The following is a 16889-nucleotide window of genomic DNA, read 5'->3' on the forward strand; positions in this document are numbered from 1 at the left end:
CGGGATGCCCCGCCGCTTTACGAATATGGGTCGGCTATACCCATTTTGCCAAGTATGGAGGTTTCCAAACCTTCCATAAGCGTGGCGTCTGCGTCACGGATATGGTCATAGCCCAACAAATGTAAAACCCCATGAACCAACAAATGTGTGACATGGTGCTCTAATACATTTTCGGCTGCTTCCGCTTCTTTTTTACATACCCCAAAGGCAATCGCGATATCGCCAAGGTGTTCTGGCATAAGCGTGTCAGGCTCTGGCGGCATATCAGGATCGCCGCCGGCGTCCTCTGCTCCAAGCTCCCATGCGGGCCAGCTTAGCACATTGGTGGGCGTCGGTTTGTCGCGGAAATCGGCGTTCAGTTCTGCGATTTTGGCATCGTCACAGCCCAGAACCGCGATCTCGTAGCCTTCGGTTTCCATGCCCAGATGCTGCAAGGCAGCCGTAGCCGCGGCTTCGGCCAATCCTTCAAGATCGACCACATCCCATGCCTCGTCCTCAATGATCGTATCGGTCAGCATATGCGCTCCATTCCTGACGCACTGCTGACCTGCCCCGACAGATCACCCTTGCGCGTTGTCGGCTGCCTCATACGCTTCAATGATGGCGGCGACCAGCGGGTGGCGCACAACATCTTTGGATGTGAAGTAATTGAAGCTGATTTTGGGAATGTCTTTCAGTAGCTTTTCGGCCTCGGCCAGACCAGACGGCATGCCGCGCGGCAAGTCGATCTGCGTGCGGTCGCCGGTGATCACCATCCGCGATCCTTCGCCCAGACGGGTCAGGAACATCTTCATCTGCATTGATGTGGCGTTCTGCGCTTCGTCCAATACGACAAACGCGTTCGACAGCGTCCGACCGCGCATAAAGGCCAAAGGCGCGATTTCGATGATCTTTTCTTCGCGCAGCCGTGCAAGCTGTTTGCCCGGAAGGAAATCCTGCAACGCATCGTAAAGCGGCTGCATATAGGGATCGACCTTGTCCTCCATCGCACCAGGAAGGAAGCCCAGCTTTTCGCCTGCTTCCACAGCAGGACGCGACAGGATGATCTTATCGACCAAACCGTTGATGAACATGTTCACGCCGACAGCAACAGCCAGATATGTCTTACCCGTACCCGCCGGACCGATCCCGAAGGCCAGTTCATTGTCGAACAGCGCCTTCACATAGGCCTTCTGTGCCTCGGTGCGCGGCTCGATCAGCTTCTTGCGGGTTTTGATTTCGACACGACCGCCACCGAACATTTCCAGCTGGTTCACCGGCTCGGTGTCCACAGCGGGTTCCGCGCCAAGGCGGAATTCGCGGTCAATATCCTGACTTTCGACGTGCTTACCCTGCTCCAGTCGTTCGTAAAGCGTCTGCAAAACTTCAATCGCTTCGGCCTGCGGATCTGCTTCACCGAAAACCGAAAGCTGGTTACCCCTTCGTAAGATCTGAACGCCAAGCCGTGTTTCTATGTCCGTCAGATTGCGATCAAATTCACCACAAAGCTCGATGAGCAAACGGTTATCTGGAAATTCAATGGTGGCTTCGGTCAGGGTGCCTGTTGTCACGCATGTCTCCTGTGCTGCGACTCGAATTAATCATCCCAAGGGTCGGCATTGATAGCAAGCGGCAGAACCCCAAAGACATATAGTTTTGAAATAAAAAAAGCCGCACGCAGTTTCCTGCGCGCGGCGATTAGGCATATGCAGGACGCGATCAGAGCGCGTCACCGATGATAGAGGTCGACCCGCCTTTGAAATCGCCGGTGGCGATTGTCGGCGGTGCAGTACCGGAACAGACCGGCTTGCCGAATTTATCCAGACGCGCCGACAGGTAGCCCTCGACACCATCGTCGATGATCCAGTGGTCACAGCCATTCGGGTCAACCCAGATACCGGCCTTCAGCTGGCTCAGGTCCTTGGCATCCGTGCCGCGGTCGATGCTTTTGTCAGGGCCGTACTGGCCGCCTTCGGTCAGGCCCAACTCACAACCAGAAACCAAAGCCGCAGCACCAAGCATCAGGGCAATCTTCATGAATTTCATTTCGTGCGCCCCTTACTGAATGCAGATGATTTCGACACGGCGGTTCTTGGCCATGCCTTCTGTGGTGCCGTTGGTCGCGGCAGGCATGCGTTCGCCGTAACCACGTACGTCGATGATTTTCGCGCCGACAGATTTGCCAACAGCAGCAACCGCATTCGCGCGGTTATAGCTGAGGCGCATATTGTATTCGTCAGACGCGCGGCTGTCGGTGTGACCCGCGATGATAAAGCCGATGGCTGTGGACTGCTGGAAAAACTCTTTCAGACGGTCACGGCCACCCGCGCTGATGCGGTACTTGTTTGTTGCAAAGAACTGATCCGAGTTCAGAACACCGCAGACGTTGCCACGACGGCATACCGGGATGCCTTTGCGCGTCACGTGGGGCGTCATGTAGCCTTCGACGCCGTCATCCATGACCCAGTGTTCACAGCCATCGGGATCAACCCAGATACCGGGGATGTATCGTTCGCCAACGATTGTCCGCTTGTTTTGCGTGGAAATGATCGCTGTTCGCGCTGTATCGACACCGTCTTCCGCCTTTACGGCTGTCACAGGTGCCACGGCGAAAGCAATCGCCAGAGCAGCCCCTGAAAATACGGCGTGGACTTTTTTGATAAGACTGTCCGCCACGGCCTTTGTTCCTTAAGTACTGTTTCCCCAGAGCGTCTTTGCGACATTGTGCGAAGACGGCAAACCTATTGTGGGGTTCAGTTTACCAAGAAATCAGGCCCTGTGAAGAAAATTCCACCAGATATTGACGCCAAGCCGCGCAATAATACTAATTTCGGCCAAGCCGTTAACGATTTCCGGCGGTCATATTTGGTTTTGATGTGCTGACGACAGGCAAAGCCCGTCAGATCAGCACGCCAGACAGCGAATTCGGACCGCTGTTGATAATGCGGACTTTGCGCAAATCACCGGGGTTCAGACCATCTGCCGTGACATGGACGGCATGCAGGTACTCCGACTTGCCCACCATCTGTCCCGCCTGACGACCCGGCTTTTCGAACAGAACCGACACCTCACGCCCGACCATTGCATCCTGCAATTCGCGTTGCTGCTGCGACAGAAGCGCCTGCAAACGCTGCAGACGGTCGTTCTTTTCATCTTCCGGCACCTGCGGGCGCTCTGCTGCGGGCGTGCCCGGACGGGGCGAGTATTTGAACGAAAACGCCGAACCGTATTTGACCGTCTTGATCAAGTTCAACGTGTCTTGGAAATCTTCTTCGGTTTCCTCGGGGAACCCGACGATGAAGTCACCGGACACATGCAAATCAGGGCGTGCTTCGCGCAGGCGCTCCATCAGCTTGATATAGCTTTCGGCGGTGTGCTGGCGGTTCATCCGCTTCAGGATCTTGTCCGACCCCGCTTGTACCGGCAGATGCAGATAGGGCATCAGCTTGGAACAATTGGCGTGTGCCTCGATCAGGTCGTCGTCCATGTCGTTCGGGTGCGATGTGGTAAACCGGATACGCTCCAGCCCATCGATATCGGCCAGCGCATAGATCAGGCGCGCAAGGCCCCAATCCCCGTCGGTGCCCGCGCCGTGGTAGGCGTTGACGTTCTGCCCCAAGAGCGTGATTTCCCGCACGCCGCGTTCGACCAGATCCCGCGCCTCATCCAGCACACGCGATGCAGGGCGGCTGACCTCGGCGCCGCGGGTGTAGGGCACCACACAGAACGCACAGAATTTGTCGCAGCCTTCTTGAACCGTCAGGAAGGCGGTCGGACCGCGCGATGCTTTGGGCCGCGATTTCAGGTGCTCGAACTTATCCTCTTCGGGAAAATCCGTATCCAAAGCACGCTCGCCGCTGCGCGCCTTGGCCTCAAGTTCGGGCAGGCGGTGATAGCTTTGCGGGCCGACAACCAGATCGACCATCGGCTGACGGCGCATGATCTCTTCTCCCTCGGCTTGGGCCACACAGCCTGCAACACCGATTTTCAGATCAGGCTTTTCGGCCTTCAACCCTTTGTAACGGCCCAGTTCCGAGTACACCTTTTCCGCCGCTTTTTCGCGGATGTGGCAGGTGTTCAGCAGGATCATATCCGCGTCATCGGGCGAATCCGTGGGCACATAGCCTTCGCCGGACAGCGCTTCGGACATACGCTCACTGTCGTAAACGTTCATCTGACAGCCATAAGTCTTGATATACAGCTTTTTTGGCGTGGTCATTGCAGAGGCTCCGGCAAAGGGTTTGGGCAGCGGGGATATATCAGAATAGCCCCTGCTTGCAATGCAGAGGAATTTAACCGATTCTGCGCAAAAATAGTGTACCGAGCAGCATGCGTTACGACAGTCTTGAAAATTTCCTGACCGATGGCAAAGACGCCCTACTAAAAGGGCCGATCGCGATGGTTTTTGCCGAGGACGATGTCGAGATCGACACAACGATCCGGCATCACCAGCAAAGCGGCTTTGACCAGATTCTGGTTTTCATGTCACCGATGTTTGATCTGGCGCCCGACGTGGCCGACCGCGTTCAACGCATCGATTACAACACGACACAGGAATATTCCGTCCAGAAAGCGGTGAACAAGATCATCGCTGCCGCCCCCGGCATCTGGATGTATTACTGCTATAACGCTGAATATCTGTTCCACCCGTTCTGCGAAACGCGCACCATCGGCGAAATGCTGACGTTCCACACAGAAGAACGCCGCGACGCGATGCTGACCTATGTGATTGACCTTTACGCCGATGACCTTGGGCAGTTTCCCAACGCCGTGTCGCTGGACCACGCCTATATGGACCGGTCTGGGTACTACGCCTTGGCGCGGCACGACGAAGAAAACCACAACCACCCGAAAGAACGCCAACTGGATTTCTTCGGCGGTCTGCGTTGGCGGTTCGAGGAACACATTCCCACCAAACGCCGCAAGATCGACCGCATCGCGATTTTCAGGGCCAAACCCGGCCTGCAACTGCGCCGTGATCACACCTTCAACGATGAAGAATACAACACCTACGCCTGCCCGTGGCACAACAACCTGACCTCGGCCATCGTGTCATTCCGCACAGCGAAGGCGTTGAAAAAGAACCCCGGGTCTACCTTCGATATCGAAAGCTTTACCTGGCACAATTCAACGCCGTTCGAATGGCATTCGCGGCAACTGCTGGATTTGGGGCTGATGGAACCCGGTCAGTGGTTCTGAAAACCGCCTGACCGGTTCTGATCTTACAGGTGATCGTACTGGGGCATACCCAGAACGTGGAAACCACCGTCCACACGGATGATTTCACCGGTCGTGCAGGCACCGGCATCGGATGCCAGATAAACCGCCGTGCCGCCAACCGCCTCAAGCGTCGCGTTCGAGCCCAAAGGCGCGTTCTGGTCTGTGTGCTTGTACGTCTTGCGCGCACCACCAATCGCCGCACCGGCCAGCGTTTTCATCGGACCGGGCGAAATGGCGTTCACGCGGATGCCTTCTGGCCCCAGATCGTTCGCCAGATAGCGCGTCGCGGATTCCAGCGCCGCCTTCGCCACGCCCATAACGTTGTAGTTCGGCGTCACGCGGGTCGACCCCATGTAGGTCAATGTCAGCAGCGTGCCGCCATTGTCCTTCATCATCGGGTACGCGCGACGCGCCACGTCGATAAAGCTGTAGGCCGAGATATCCATCGAGTTCTTAAAGTTCTCGCGCGAGGTGTTCAGGATACGGCCCGTCAGTTCGTTCTTGTCCGAATAGGCAATCGCGTGAACGACGAAATCCAGCGTATCCCAGCGGGCGTTCAACTGTTCGAACGCAGCATCCAGTGACGCATCATCGGTCACATCCACATCCACCATGAAATCCGACCCAACGGATTCCGCCAGAGGCTGAAGACGTTTGCCAAAGGCCTCGCCCTGATAGGTAAAGGCAAGCTCTGCCCCCGCTTCGGCACAGGCCTTGGCAATGCCCCACGCAATCGAGCGTTCGTTGGCCACGCCCATAATCAGCCCGCGTTTGCCGCTTAGTACACCTGACATAACTTGCTTACCTATCTTGCGCTGCGCTTAACCGTTGAAGCGGCTGAGAACCATGGAACCGTTCGTGCCACCAAAGCCGAACGAGTTTGTCATGACAGAATCCAGTCCGGCGTTTTCCACCAGCGACGTCGCGATTTCCTCGGGCTTCAGCGCGGGATCCAGCGTTTCGATGTTGATCGACGGGATGATGAAGTCATGCTCAAGCGCCAGCAGGCAGTAGATCGCCTCTTGTGCGCCTGTGGCACCCTGGCTGTGGCCTGTCATCGACTTGGTCGAAGATACCGGCGGCGTGCTGCCGTCACCAAAGACACGGCGGACCGCTTCGATTTCGCCCACGTCGCCCACCGGCGTCGATGTTCCGTGTGCGTTGATGTAGCTGACTTTGCGACCCTCGGGCAGCGTGGACAGCGCCAGACGCATCGCACGCTCGCCGCCTTCACCGGACGGGGCCACCATGTCGGCACCATCGGATGTGGCCGCATAGCCGGTCACTTCTGCGTAGATTTTCGCGCCGCGCGCTTTCGCGTGCTCAAGCTCTTCCAGAACGACGATACCGCCGCCGCCACCGATCACGAAACCATCGCGGTTCGCATCAAACGCGCGCGAGGCTTTTTCAGGCGTGTCATTGTATTTGGACGACATCGCACCCATCGCGTCGAAAAGGCAGGACAGCGTCCAATCCAGTTCTTCGCCGCCACCTGCAAACATCACGTCCTGCTTGCCCATCATGATCTGTTCAGCCGCGTTGCCAATGCAGTGCAGCGAGGTGGAACAGGCCGATGTGATGGAATAGTTGATGCCCTTGATCTGGAACGCAGTCGACAGGTTCGCACTGACGGTGGAACACATAGTCTTCGGCACCGCGAACGGCCCGATCCGCTTGGTCGCGCCGGATTTCAGAACAGTCTGATGCGCCGCCAGCATCGCGCTGGTGGACGGACCGCCGGAACCGGCAACAAGACCGGTGCGCGGGTTCACGATGTCGCTTTCTTCCAGACCGGAATCCGCAATCGCCTGTTCCATCGCTATATAGGCATATGCCGCACCCGGCCCCATGAACCGTAGTGTCCGCTTGTCCACATGATCGGCCACATCCAGCTTGATGTTGCCCGCGATCTGGGACCGGAAGCCATGCTCTTTCATGTCTTCATTTGCGGTGATGCCGGATTTTCCCGCTTTCAGAGAAGCCAGAACTTCTTCGGCATTGTTCCCGATGCTCGAGACAACCCCGAGACCTGTAACGACGACACGGCGCATGACGCCTCCCTTTGTATTAAGCTCATGCCTATGTAGTGCACCCACGCCCAGAGCCGCAAGCCCTTGAGGCCGTTCGGACATCGCCCGGCCAGCACTTTGGTGTGGCTAGACGCCAAGGGGCGAAACAAAAACGGCGCCGCGGCTTGCGGCGCCGTTTCTATATTTTGGATCAGAAGTTTAACCAATCACCGCGCCATCTTCGCGCCAGACAGCCACAACAGAAGACCGCGGCTTGCCTGCACCATCGGGCCATTGGCCGCCGGGGTGCTGGACACCGACAAAGGCCACTTTTTTATCAGCGGACCAGCACAGGCCGGTGACTTCCGCGCCATATGGCACCGTCATGAACCGCAGGATTTCGCCGGTTTCGGGATCACCAACAAGCATCTGGTTGTTCCCCATGCCTGCAAATTCACCCTCGTTCTTGTAGTCGCCGTCAGTCTGGATCCACAGCATACCTGTGCTGTCAAAAACCATCCCGTCGGGCGAGTTGAACATGTTGCCGGCATTGACGTTGCTCGACCCTGCATATTCATTTTCATACACGGTCGGGTTACCCGCCATGACGTACAGGTCCCAAGTAAACGCCGTGTCTGCGTGGTTTTCGTTCGCTGGCATCCAGCGGACGATCTGACCATAGTTGTTGGTTTCACGCGGGTTGGGGCCGTTTACCGCTGTGTCATCGCCACCGGCATTCGGTTTTACACCACGGTTCTTGTTGTTGGTCAGCGCGCAATAGCTTTCGACCTTCACGGGGTTGGATGCCACCCATTCCGGACGGTCCATGGTTGTCCCGCCAGCAGCCGAGGCCGCCATTCGGGTGAAGCACAGGATTTCCGCAGCATCCATGCCGGTCGTTTCCGGTGTAAGCGCCAACCACTCACCGGACAGGTCATCATTGAATTTCGCCACATAAAGCGTGCCGTCGTTCAAAAGGTCACCGCCATCTGTGCCCTCTTCCCAAACACCGTTCGAGACGAATTTATACAGATACTCTCCGCGCTCATCGTCGCCCATATAGACAACCACACGGCCGTCTTTCGCATGCACCATGGATGCGTTTTCATGCTTGAAACGGCCCAGCGCGGTGCGCTTTTTCGGTGTCGATGTGGGATCAGCCGGATTGATTTCCGTCACGAAACCATGGCGATGCGGTTCGTTCGGTTCGTTGGAAATATCATAGCGGGGGTCAAACTTTTCATAGGCATAGCGGCCTTCACCACCGATGCCGTAGCGTGTGTAGCCTTCCCCTTCAGGCATTTTGCCAGTCGCACCAAAGTAGCCGTTAAAGTTTTCTTCGCAGGTTAGATAGGTGTTCCAAAGTGTACGCCCGGAACCACAGTTGTTCATCGTGCCCTTTACGGTTTTACCTTCCGGATCTGCATTTGTCTGAACAAGGGCGTGGCCTGCCAGCGGACCTTCCAACGCCATTTCGGTTTCATGCGTAATACGGCGGTTCAACGGACTGTCTTTGACAACGACATAGCCTTCGTCTGCCTTGGCGATTTCCATGACGGTAACGCCTTGCAGGTTCTTCAAAAGCTTCACTTCATCCGCGTTCTGCGGAATGCCTTCGGATGCGGCAGGCAGGTTGATTTTCGGGTTCACGTATTCCGAATTCACGGTGATGACTTCTTTGCCATCAACCTCGAACAACTCCATGCCGTCGGTGTTTTCGCCGAACACTTTGTCCGACATCTCGACCGAGACACCTGTTTCCGGATCATATGCGCCCTCTGCTTCGGACCACAGGGCATCGCCCCAACGCACCAACACTTTAGATTTGTACCCTTCAGGCACATGCACAGCGAAATCCGTGGCGATATCGATCGGCTCAAATGCAAATTTGCCGTGGCCACCGGCACGCGCGGCAGTGGTCGACGAAAACAGGCCAGTTCCGAAAACGGCTGCGCCGGAACCAAACGCCAAGGCGCCACCCAAGAAGCCACGGCGCGAGATTGCGGCATCCACAACCGCATCGAACTGGTTTTCGTTAGGGCGGGGATCACGAAGTTCGTCAAAGTCATCCCATGACATGTCTACGTCGTGCTGATCGGTCATTGTTAACTCCCTACTGGATTAGCTGGCGGAGCGGCACAGGATGACGCCGCCCCGATGGGTGCCGCATGGGTAGGAAGTCTATGTATCGAAATTATAACAATTCTAGATTGCACGGAATTTACTTGTGGATAATTCCACGTCGGGCAATCTCTTTCGCCCTTAGAACAAGAAAGGCCGCCCAATTTCGGGACGGCCCTTTACTAGAACAATTCTTCGGCGATCTCAGCTTTCCGACAGCGCGACCTTCATGTCGGTGACCTGATAGATCACCTCGCCATCCGCCTCGACGATGCCATTTGCAACACCCATGGTCAGGCGGCGTGTCTGGATCGCCTTGGTGAAATCCACCTTGTAGGTCAGCATCTTACGGTCAGGGCGCACCATACCGGTCAGTTTGACCTCGCCCACGCCCAGCGCATAGCCGCGCCCCTGCCAGCCTCGCCAGCCAAGGTTAAAGCCGGTCAGCTGCCACAGACCGTCCAGACCCAGACAACCGGGCATGATCGGGTTGCCGGGGAAGTGGCACTCGAAGAACCACAGATCAGGTGTGATATCGAACTCGGCCACAACGTGGCCTTTGCCGTGCAGACCACCGTCGCCGGAAATTTCGGTGATGCGATCCATCATCAGCATCGGCGGTGCTGGCAATTGCGCGTTGCCTGGGCCAAACAGTTCGCCCCGCGCACATTTCAGAAGATCGTCTTTATCGAAGCTGGTCGGAAAGTCGGCCATGCGTCGCGCACCCCCAAGCAAGTTTGTCGTTTCACGCCCTCTATCAGAGCGACAAGCGACCACGCAAGCCTTTGCACGACCAACCGCCGCGCGTTGCGCTTTGCGGCTTTCGCCAGCAAAACATTTGAATTTCCCCCCATGAACACTTTATATGTCCTATAGTTGAAGAAAGCGGAGCCACCTTACCAATGGACGGCAGCATCGAAAAACGTGGGGCAGACTGGCTGGCAGAGGGCGGATTGCGTCCGACACGGCAGCGGCTTGCCCTTGCCGAACTGCTTGTTGGCGATGGACAAAACCGTCACGTCACAGCCGAAAGCCTGTTTGCCGCGGCACAGGATGACGGTGCGGGCGTTTCTCTGGCGACAGTCTACAACACGCTGCGCGCCTTCTGCGATGCGGGCCTGATGCAAGAGGTCACGGTCGACGGCTCCAAAAGCTATTTCGACACAAACACCCACGATCACCCCCATTTCTATTGGGAAGACGACGGGTCTTTGACGGATGCCCCTGCGGATCAATTGCAGATCGCGCATCTCCCGACGCCACCCGAAGGCGCAGAGATCGCCAGCGTCGATGTGGTCATTCGCCTGCGCCGGAAATAATCCGAGGCGCTAGGCGCCAACCCAAACTTTTTTCAGTGTCAGGCCGTCACTCAGGTGTACGGCCTCGAATTTTTGCCCTTTGGCAAAACAGCCCAGATCTTCACGGCCAATCGTCTTGGCGGGGCGCGATGTTGCCATCGACAGCGCATCAGCCAGATCGAAACCAAGCCCGACGACGTTCCGGACCGCCGTGGGCAAGTCCAGATCCGCCCCCGCCAGCGTGCCATCAGTCAACGTCAGCTGACCATTCCGGCGCAGCACCTGCCGCCCCATCAGATCAAAGCTTTCCACGTCCGTGCCAGCAGGCGACATCGCATCACTGACCAGAAACGCGCCCTGCCCTTTGGCGCGCAGTGCTGCGGTCAGGGTCGCAGGATGCACGTGGATCAAATCCGCAATCAGCCCGCAAGTCACCTGCTGGTTCGACAACACCGCCCCGACCAGACCGGGTTCGCGGCTGTTCAGCTGGCTCATGGCGTTGAACAGATGGGTGGCCATGGACGCCCCCGCTGCGAATGCCTGCTCTGCCATTGCACAGGCGCAGTTGCTGTGCCCAAGCGAAACCCTGGCCCCTGCCCCGGACAGCGCTGCAATCTGATCTGGTGAAACACTTTCGGGCGCGACGGTGATCAACAAACTGGGCAAACGCCCCGCCGCGTCGCACAGCAAGGCCAGATCGTCTGCATCCATAGGCCGGATCAAGTCGCGATCATGCGCGCCGCGTTTCACAGGGTCCAGATGCGGCCCCTCAAGATGCAAACCAGCGATCCCGCGCATACCCTGCCGGCAAGCTTCATCTACCGCTTCGATGGCTGCTTCGACCTTTTCACGGGTGTCGGTGATCAACGTTGGCAAAATACGCGTCGCGCCCAGGCTCGCATGCGCCGCGGCCATGGTCTGCAGCGCTGTTCTATCCGGCTGATCATTGAACAGAACGCCGCCACCGCCATTTACCTGCACATCGACGAAACCGGGGCAAAGAATGCCGCCGCCCAGATCGGTGATATTCACGCCCGGCACATCAGCAGCAGGAACGATCGCCTCGAAACACCCGTCCGACAGCAGAACAGCCGCGTTTTCATAGAATACCGTGCCGTCAAAAACGCGGGCGCCTGTCAGTGCTGTTTTGGTCATAACGCGCCCCTCGCGAACCGTTCCGCCAGAATAACCGCGCCCGCCAAGCCGTCACCTTTTGGCGGTACCAGCGATGCGCGGGCGTCTGGCGGCAGATAGGATTCATAGGCGTCAGCTAGCCCCCCAGTCAGGCACAGCGCATCCCCGCTCTGCCATCCCAGATCAGACAGCGCCTGCATAATCAGACCTTTGCCCTCCGAAAGGATGCCCAGCGCGCCACTGTCCGACGCCAAGTCGGCGTCGGTCACACGCGGCGCGAGCTTTGCGAAGTCAGCAGGTGTCATTGTGCTGGCGGCCAAAATGATCCCGCTGCGCCCGCCGAATTCTTCGAAAACCTCATGCAGGAACGCTGACTGTTCTGTCCGACCATCTTCCGCCATCAAAGCGCGGGCCAGCAAAGCCCGTCCGATCCAAGCACCCGATGCTTCATCACCCAACGTTAGCCCGTAACCGCCGATATGACGCACCTGCCCGCCTCTAGACCGCGCAAAGAACGATCCCGTTCCCAATGCCGCGACATAGCCATCAGCACCATCCAAGGCCCCGACAACCGCCGCCATGCAGTCTTCCTGAACAACGACCCGCGACAATGGCAAGGCGGCTTCGACAGAGGCCTGAATGCGGGCGTCAATCGCGCCTGCCAGTGACACGTAGCAGGGCAGGTCGCGGATATCGGCATCAGACTGATCCGCCAGCGCGGCAATCGCCTCGCGCAGGCACTCTTGGGACCGGTCCAGATGCGAAAAAGCATTCGCCCCGCGCCCACGATACTCAAACTCGCGCCCGTCCAGCCTAAGAACCGCCCGACAGTTCGTGCCGCCGCAATCTATGGCAATATGCTGATCAAGATGATCCGAACTCATCCAAAGCCGCCCTACAGTTGCAAGGATTATCGCGCTTTTCGACTAACACACGCACCCTGCAATTCACTAGTCCGATATTGGATCACGCAACCCTTCGGGCACGGCATCGCGCGCGCCAAACCTACAGCGCGCTGATTTGTTTGAAGCTGCTTATTTCCTAAAGGTGCAGTTTCACATCCTAAACCCGCTTCGAACAACTGGATTTGCCGGCTCAGCGGGGGCTGAGCCATGTTCAACATGTTCGCGCCGCGGGAAGAGTTTCTTTCCTAGGCAACCGCCGCGAAATTGCGGACGTCACGAACTCAAATGATCTCGTCCTCGTCGAACATGGGATCATCACCCAACTGGGATTCTAGGTCTTCGACCGCGCCCTCGGCTTCGGTCATGGAATTGACCCGACCAATATGGAAAACAGCATCCCCTTCGTTGACGATTGGCATAACCGCCCGTCCAACGATGATACCGGAAAACGGAGCAAGAATTTCTTTCTCTTTCACGCCAAAAGGATCCGATACAGCGCCCAAAAGTTCGTCTTTTCGGACGAAGGACCCGTCGGCTTTGAAGATACGCAAAAGCCCTCCCATGGGCGCGCGTACCCACTTGCTAGAGGGACAAAATTGCGGCGCGCCTTTTGGCTTGGCAAGGCCACGACGTGAAATCATGCCTTGATGGTTCATCACGCGCAAAACCCCGGCAACGCCTGCGCGGGTTGTAAATTCATCAAAACGCAGCCCTTCGCCGCCTTCAAATAGCAAAACTGGCTTGCCGATGTCCTGCGCAGCCTGCCTTAAAGAACCGTCGCGAAGCGGAGATTTCATAACCACGGGCGCTCCAAACACCTCGGCCAGTTCCTGCATCACGGCATCGCCCGGTGAGATACGAACCTGAGGATAGTTTGTTCTGTGAATGGCAGCCGAGTGCAAATCGATGCCAATGTCTGAACGCTCAACAACCTCGGTCAGAAACCGATTGGCCAGTCGCGCCGCCAGCGACCCTGTTTCATTGCCAGGGAAGCACCGATTCAGATCGCGGCGATCCGGCAGGTATCGCGAATGATTGATCAAGCCATAAGCGTTTACGATAGGCACCGCCAGCAACGTACCCTTCAACGTCTTCAGGGGCTTTGACGCCAACACACGCCGAATGATTTCGACGCCGATGACCTCATCCCCGTGAATACCGCCGCTGACAAAGATCACCGGACCCGGAAGTTTGCCGTGCACAACATGCACGGACATCGAAATCGGAGTATGATCCGACAAGACGCTGACCGGAATATCCACCGTTTTGCGGGTTCCCGGCGCAATGTCCTCGCCAGCGATGTGAAACGCTTTGACCTTAGGCATCAGCCACGGCCTTTGGTACGTGTCGAGCCTTTCGAATGGTTCTTTTCTAGGAACTCAATCATCTTTCCAGCGATATCCAGACCGGTGGCTTTTTCAACACCTTCAAGGCCCGGAGACGAGTTCACTTCCATGATCACCGGACCGTGGTTGGCGCGCAGCATGTCAACGCCGCAGGCATTGAGGCCCATGGATTTCGCCGCGCGAATAGCAGTCGCTCGCTCTTCCGCACTAAGCTTGACGACCTGCGCAGAACCACCGCGATGCAGGTTAGAGCGGAATTCGCCTTCGGCACCGGTACGCTTCATTGCCGCGATGACCTTACCACCCACGACAATCGCGCGGATGTCCGTGCCACCTGCCTCTTTGATGAACTCCTGAATCAGGATGTTTGTGTTTGTTGCGCGGAACGCTTCAAAAACGGATTTCGCGGATCGGTTGGTGTCTGCAAGAACAACACCCAAGCCCTGTGTACCTTCAAGCAGCTTGATCACCAGCGGCGCATCACCGGCAAGCTTCAGGACTTCTTCGGTCTGCTTTGCATCGTGAGCAAACGTCGTGACAGGCAAGCCGATCCCATCGCGCGCCATCAGCTGCATCGAACGAAGCTTGTCGCGCGAGCGGCCAATAGCAACACTTTCATTCAATGGGTAAACGCCCATCATTTCGAACTGACGAAGGACGGCTGTACCGTAAAACGTAATCGATGCACCGATCCGCGGGATTACTGCGTCATAGCCAACAAGTTTCTCGCCGTTGTAATAAATTTCCGGCCTCCGCGACGCGATATTCATGTAGCAGCGCAAGGTGTCGATAATATCGAGCTGATGGCCACGTTCCTCTGCAGCTTCCTTCAAACGCTGGTGCGAATAGAGTTTGGCATTACGAGCCAGCATCGCAATTTTCATTAGGTTTCCTTTCGTCGTGAAAAGGGAGGTCTTTCAGAGACCAGAAAAGTCTTCCGCGTGTGGACGGCAATCGCGTGATTTTTGAGCGCGGCTCGTCCGATAATCATCGGAAATGTCATGTTGGTTCGATCAGCAAGCGACACGTCGATTTTCCAGGTCCGGTTCCCGAACCGCGCCAGCGTTTTGACGACCAGGCGTTCTTCGGGAATGCCGCTCGTATTCTTGATTTCCCGAATATGAACGACCGGTGCTTCAACTGTCCGGAAGCCGACTTTCGGATTGTCCCAGTCAGGAAGCGTTTGAAAACGCACCCACTCGACACCGTCGTGATCAAAAAGCTCGATGTTTTCCGCATGAATAGCAGAGGTTCGCGCCCCAGTGTCCAGTTTGGCTTTCACCTGATCCAGGCCAAGTTCCGGAAGGCCGATGTACTCCATCCACCCGAACAGTGTTGCAGTCAGCTCTTTGGTTGTTTTCTGAGGAGTGGTCTTTGACATTAGATTACCCACGGCTCAATCAAGGCTATAAAACTGTTCACGAATAACACTCTACCATTTCACCAACTGCGCCCCTAAGCGGTCACCCTCACAGGTGCCGATTCTTTAGTGTCGCCACCAATTATGCCGGAACAAGTTTTTGGGCCCCGCCCTTTTCAACCGGGAAATACATTGGAAGTTCCCACAGCCGCTACGGGCTGGTCTTGCCCAGCATTTCGGGCACCATTGATGTTTTCTTTATCCAACATGCAATACCCAAAATTTCCAATCCCTCTTTACCTAGACAATTTTTTTTCATCTATAGGCAAAAATAAGTTGGATTTACGATGCAGCACGATGAGACGGCGGAACGGCTTCAGCAGCTTTACGCAGAATCTTTCGGCGGCAAGGCTTCGGGGCGCTACCGAATCCCTGAAAAGCTGTTGAAAGAGATGATGGGGCGCAAGCGGCTCTATCCAGAAGACAGAATAGCTTTAACGCGCGCCCTGTTCGAACGCGGCTTTGTGCTCATTGATATGGACAGTTTTTTTGTCGTGATGAGCGCCAACTCATTTGTGAACTACAGGCGCGTGGGAAAAGAAGCCCTAGAAACAAAGAACTAGTTTCTCGGTACCCAACGTCCCGCTGGTCTGGCACAACCGCACCACTCAACATCCCTCCGCAATCGCGAAGGTCGCGCGACGAGCTTAACCTTAAACACTCTCCTGACATCAAAATGGGGGCAACGCGCCTGCGTCACCCCCGTTAATAGCTTTCGTATTGGGGCAGATCAGGCAGGGACCGGCGACATCATTGCTGCGCGCTCGACCGCGCGGGCCTGATCCCCTACCGCATCCGCCGTCAGCAGCGATGGTTGGAAGCGGAGGGTTTCGACGTCGGTCACACCGATGAAATCCAGCCACCAGTCCAGATAGGTCGAATGGAAATCCGCCCCGTATTTCGCGGGCGCACCGGGCGCATAGACGCCAGAAGTGTAAAAGACCCGCGCCGTTTTGCCCTGCAATAGGCCGCTGTACCCATTCTCGGGGTCGAAACCGAACAGCAGGCCCGGCTGGGTGATGATGTCGATATATTGCTTCAGCTTGTAAGGAATGCCGCCGTTCCACATCGGTACGGACAGCACGTATTCATCGGCCTTGATGAACCGATCTGTCACAGCGACAACTTGGTCCCAAGCGGTCTGGCGCGGGCTGTCCATGTCGCCCACACCGAAGAATGTCATTTTCGCCGCCGCCTTGTCCCCATCGAATTCAGGCAGGTCGGCGCGCCACAGATCAAGATACTCGATCGTCACATCAGGCTCGGCCGCCTTCCGTGCGGCAAGATAGGCCTCGGCCAGCTTGCCCGATTGCGAATTTTCGCCTCGGGGCGAGGCCGCGATATACAGGATAGTTGTCATGTTTTCAGTCCTTTCAGTGGGTTGGAGTGTGTTGGAAAACGTCGAGCCTGTGGCCGCCCCTTTGACGTCGGGGGCAGCGGACGCACCGCCAGAGACC

General features: G+C 56.8%; 18 protein-coding genes. 3 read left to right on the forward strand and 15 right to left on the reverse strand.

The window, feature by feature from the left end:
* Window positions 1-17 precede the first annotated feature (17 nt).
* From ybeY to miaB, 5 genes are all read right to left on the reverse strand, one after another.
* On the reverse strand, window positions 18-518 hold the full coding sequence (ybeY, locus tag C4S59_RS02515; RefSeq protein ID WP_103908889.1) for an rRNA maturation RNase YbeY: 501 nt from the start codon (window positions 516-518) through the stop codon (window positions 18-20).
* Between the two features lie 42 nt (window positions 519-560).
* The gene (locus C4S59_RS02520; protein WP_103908890.1) at window positions 561-1550 is read right to left on the reverse strand and encodes a PhoH family protein; all 990 of its coding nucleotides are present in this window, start codon (window positions 1548-1550) and stop codon (window positions 561-563) included.
* 148 nt (window positions 1551-1698) lie between these two features.
* Complete coding sequence (locus C4S59_RS02525) at window positions 1699-2025, reverse strand: hypothetical protein (protein ID WP_103908891.1); 327 nt, start codon at window positions 2023-2025, stop codon at window positions 1699-1701.
* 12 nt (window positions 2026-2037) lie between these two features.
* A complete protein-coding gene (locus C4S59_RS02530) occupies window positions 2038-2655 on the reverse strand; it encodes an OmpA family protein (RefSeq protein ID WP_407703010.1) in 618 nt (205 codons plus the stop codon).
* 223 nt (window positions 2656-2878) lie between these two features.
* Window positions 2879-4198, reverse strand: coding sequence for a tRNA (N6-isopentenyl adenosine(37)-C2)-methylthiotransferase MiaB (gene miaB / locus C4S59_RS02535; RefSeq protein WP_103908892.1), 1320 nt, complete (start codon window positions 4196-4198; stop codon window positions 2879-2881).
* 110 nt (window positions 4199-4308) lie between these two features.
* Between miaB and C4S59_RS02540 the strand changes: the two genes are divergently transcribed.
* A complete protein-coding gene (locus tag C4S59_RS02540; protein ID WP_103908893.1) occupies window positions 4309-5178 on the forward strand; it encodes a hypothetical protein in 870 nt (289 codons plus the stop codon).
* A 23-nt stretch (window positions 5179-5201) separates the two neighbouring features.
* Here C4S59_RS02540 and C4S59_RS02545 read toward each other — a convergent pair whose 3' ends face one another.
* From C4S59_RS02545 to fabA, 4 genes are all read right to left on the reverse strand, one after another.
* Window positions 5202-5993 (reverse strand): enoyl-ACP reductase FabI, encoded by a 792-nt coding sequence (locus C4S59_RS02545; RefSeq protein ID WP_103908894.1) that lies wholly within the window; start codon window positions 5991-5993, stop codon window positions 5202-5204.
* Window positions 5994-6020: 27 nt separating this feature from the next.
* Window positions 6021-7250: a beta-ketoacyl-ACP synthase I gene (gene fabB, locus C4S59_RS02550; protein WP_103908895.1), complete on the reverse strand. Its 1230-nt coding sequence runs from the start codon at window positions 7248-7250 to the stop codon at window positions 6021-6023.
* A gap of 177 nt (window positions 7251-7427) precedes the next feature.
* Entirely contained in the window at window positions 7428-9311 is a 1884-nt protein-coding gene (locus C4S59_RS02555; protein WP_103908896.1) for a PhoX family protein, read from the reverse strand.
* 222 nt (window positions 9312-9533) lie between these two features.
* Window positions 9534-10043 (reverse strand): bifunctional 3-hydroxydecanoyl-ACP dehydratase/trans-2-decenoyl-ACP isomerase, encoded by a 510-nt coding sequence (gene fabA, locus C4S59_RS02560; protein ID WP_103908897.1) that lies wholly within the window; start codon window positions 10041-10043, stop codon window positions 9534-9536.
* Window positions 10044-10231: 188 nt separating this feature from the next.
* Between fabA and irr the strand changes: the two genes are divergently transcribed.
* Complete coding sequence (gene irr, locus C4S59_RS02565) at window positions 10232-10648, forward strand: Fur family transcriptional regulator Irr (protein WP_103908898.1); 417 nt, start codon at window positions 10232-10234, stop codon at window positions 10646-10648.
* A 9-nt stretch (window positions 10649-10657) separates the two neighbouring features.
* On the opposite strand, the gene nagA is transcribed toward irr, so the two are convergent.
* From nagA to C4S59_RS02590, 5 genes are all read right to left on the reverse strand, one after another.
* Entirely contained in the window at window positions 10658-11782 is a 1125-nt protein-coding gene (gene nagA, locus C4S59_RS02570; protein ID WP_103908899.1) for an N-acetylglucosamine-6-phosphate deacetylase, read from the reverse strand.
* The gene (locus tag C4S59_RS02575) at window positions 11779-12645 is read right to left on the reverse strand and encodes a BadF/BadG/BcrA/BcrD ATPase family protein (RefSeq protein WP_103908900.1); all 867 of its coding nucleotides are present in this window, start codon (window positions 12643-12645) and stop codon (window positions 11779-11781) included. The genes nagA and C4S59_RS02575 overlap by 4 nt, the downstream gene beginning before the upstream one ends.
* Window positions 12646-12947: 302 nt before the next feature.
* Window positions 12948-13991 carry a succinylglutamate desuccinylase/aspartoacylase family protein gene (locus C4S59_RS02580; protein WP_103908901.1) on the reverse strand — a complete coding sequence of 348 codons (1044 nt, stop codon included), beginning with the start codon at window positions 13989-13991 and terminating at the stop codon, window positions 12948-12950.
* Window positions 13991-14896: a 30S ribosomal protein S6--L-glutamate ligase gene (gene rimK / locus C4S59_RS02585; RefSeq protein WP_103908902.1), complete on the reverse strand. Its 906-nt coding sequence runs from the start codon at window positions 14894-14896 to the stop codon at window positions 13991-13993. The genes C4S59_RS02580 and rimK overlap by 1 nt, the downstream gene beginning before the upstream one ends.
* Window positions 14896-15393 carry an ATP-dependent zinc protease family protein gene (locus C4S59_RS02590; protein ID WP_103908903.1) on the reverse strand — a complete coding sequence of 166 codons (498 nt, stop codon included), beginning with the start codon at window positions 15391-15393 and terminating at the stop codon, window positions 14896-14898. Before C4S59_RS02590 ends, rimK begins: the two co-directional genes overlap by 1 nt.
* Before the next feature lie 326 nt (window positions 15394-15719).
* On the opposite strand from C4S59_RS02590, the gene C4S59_RS02595 reads away from it, so the two are divergent.
* Entirely contained in the window at window positions 15720-15995 is a 276-nt protein-coding gene (locus C4S59_RS02595; protein ID WP_103908904.1) for a hypothetical protein, read from the forward strand.
* A 167-nt stretch (window positions 15996-16162) separates the two neighbouring features.
* Here C4S59_RS02595 and C4S59_RS02600 read toward each other — a convergent pair whose 3' ends face one another.
* Entirely contained in the window at window positions 16163-16792 is a 630-nt protein-coding gene (locus C4S59_RS02600) for an FMN-dependent NADH-azoreductase (RefSeq protein WP_103908905.1), read from the reverse strand.
* Window positions 16793-16889 lie beyond the last annotated feature (97 nt).

The sequence above is a fragment of the Thalassococcus halodurans genome (assembly GCF_900108225.1).
GTDB lineage: Bacteria > Pseudomonadota > Alphaproteobacteria > Rhodobacterales > Rhodobacteraceae > Thalassococcus > Thalassococcus halodurans.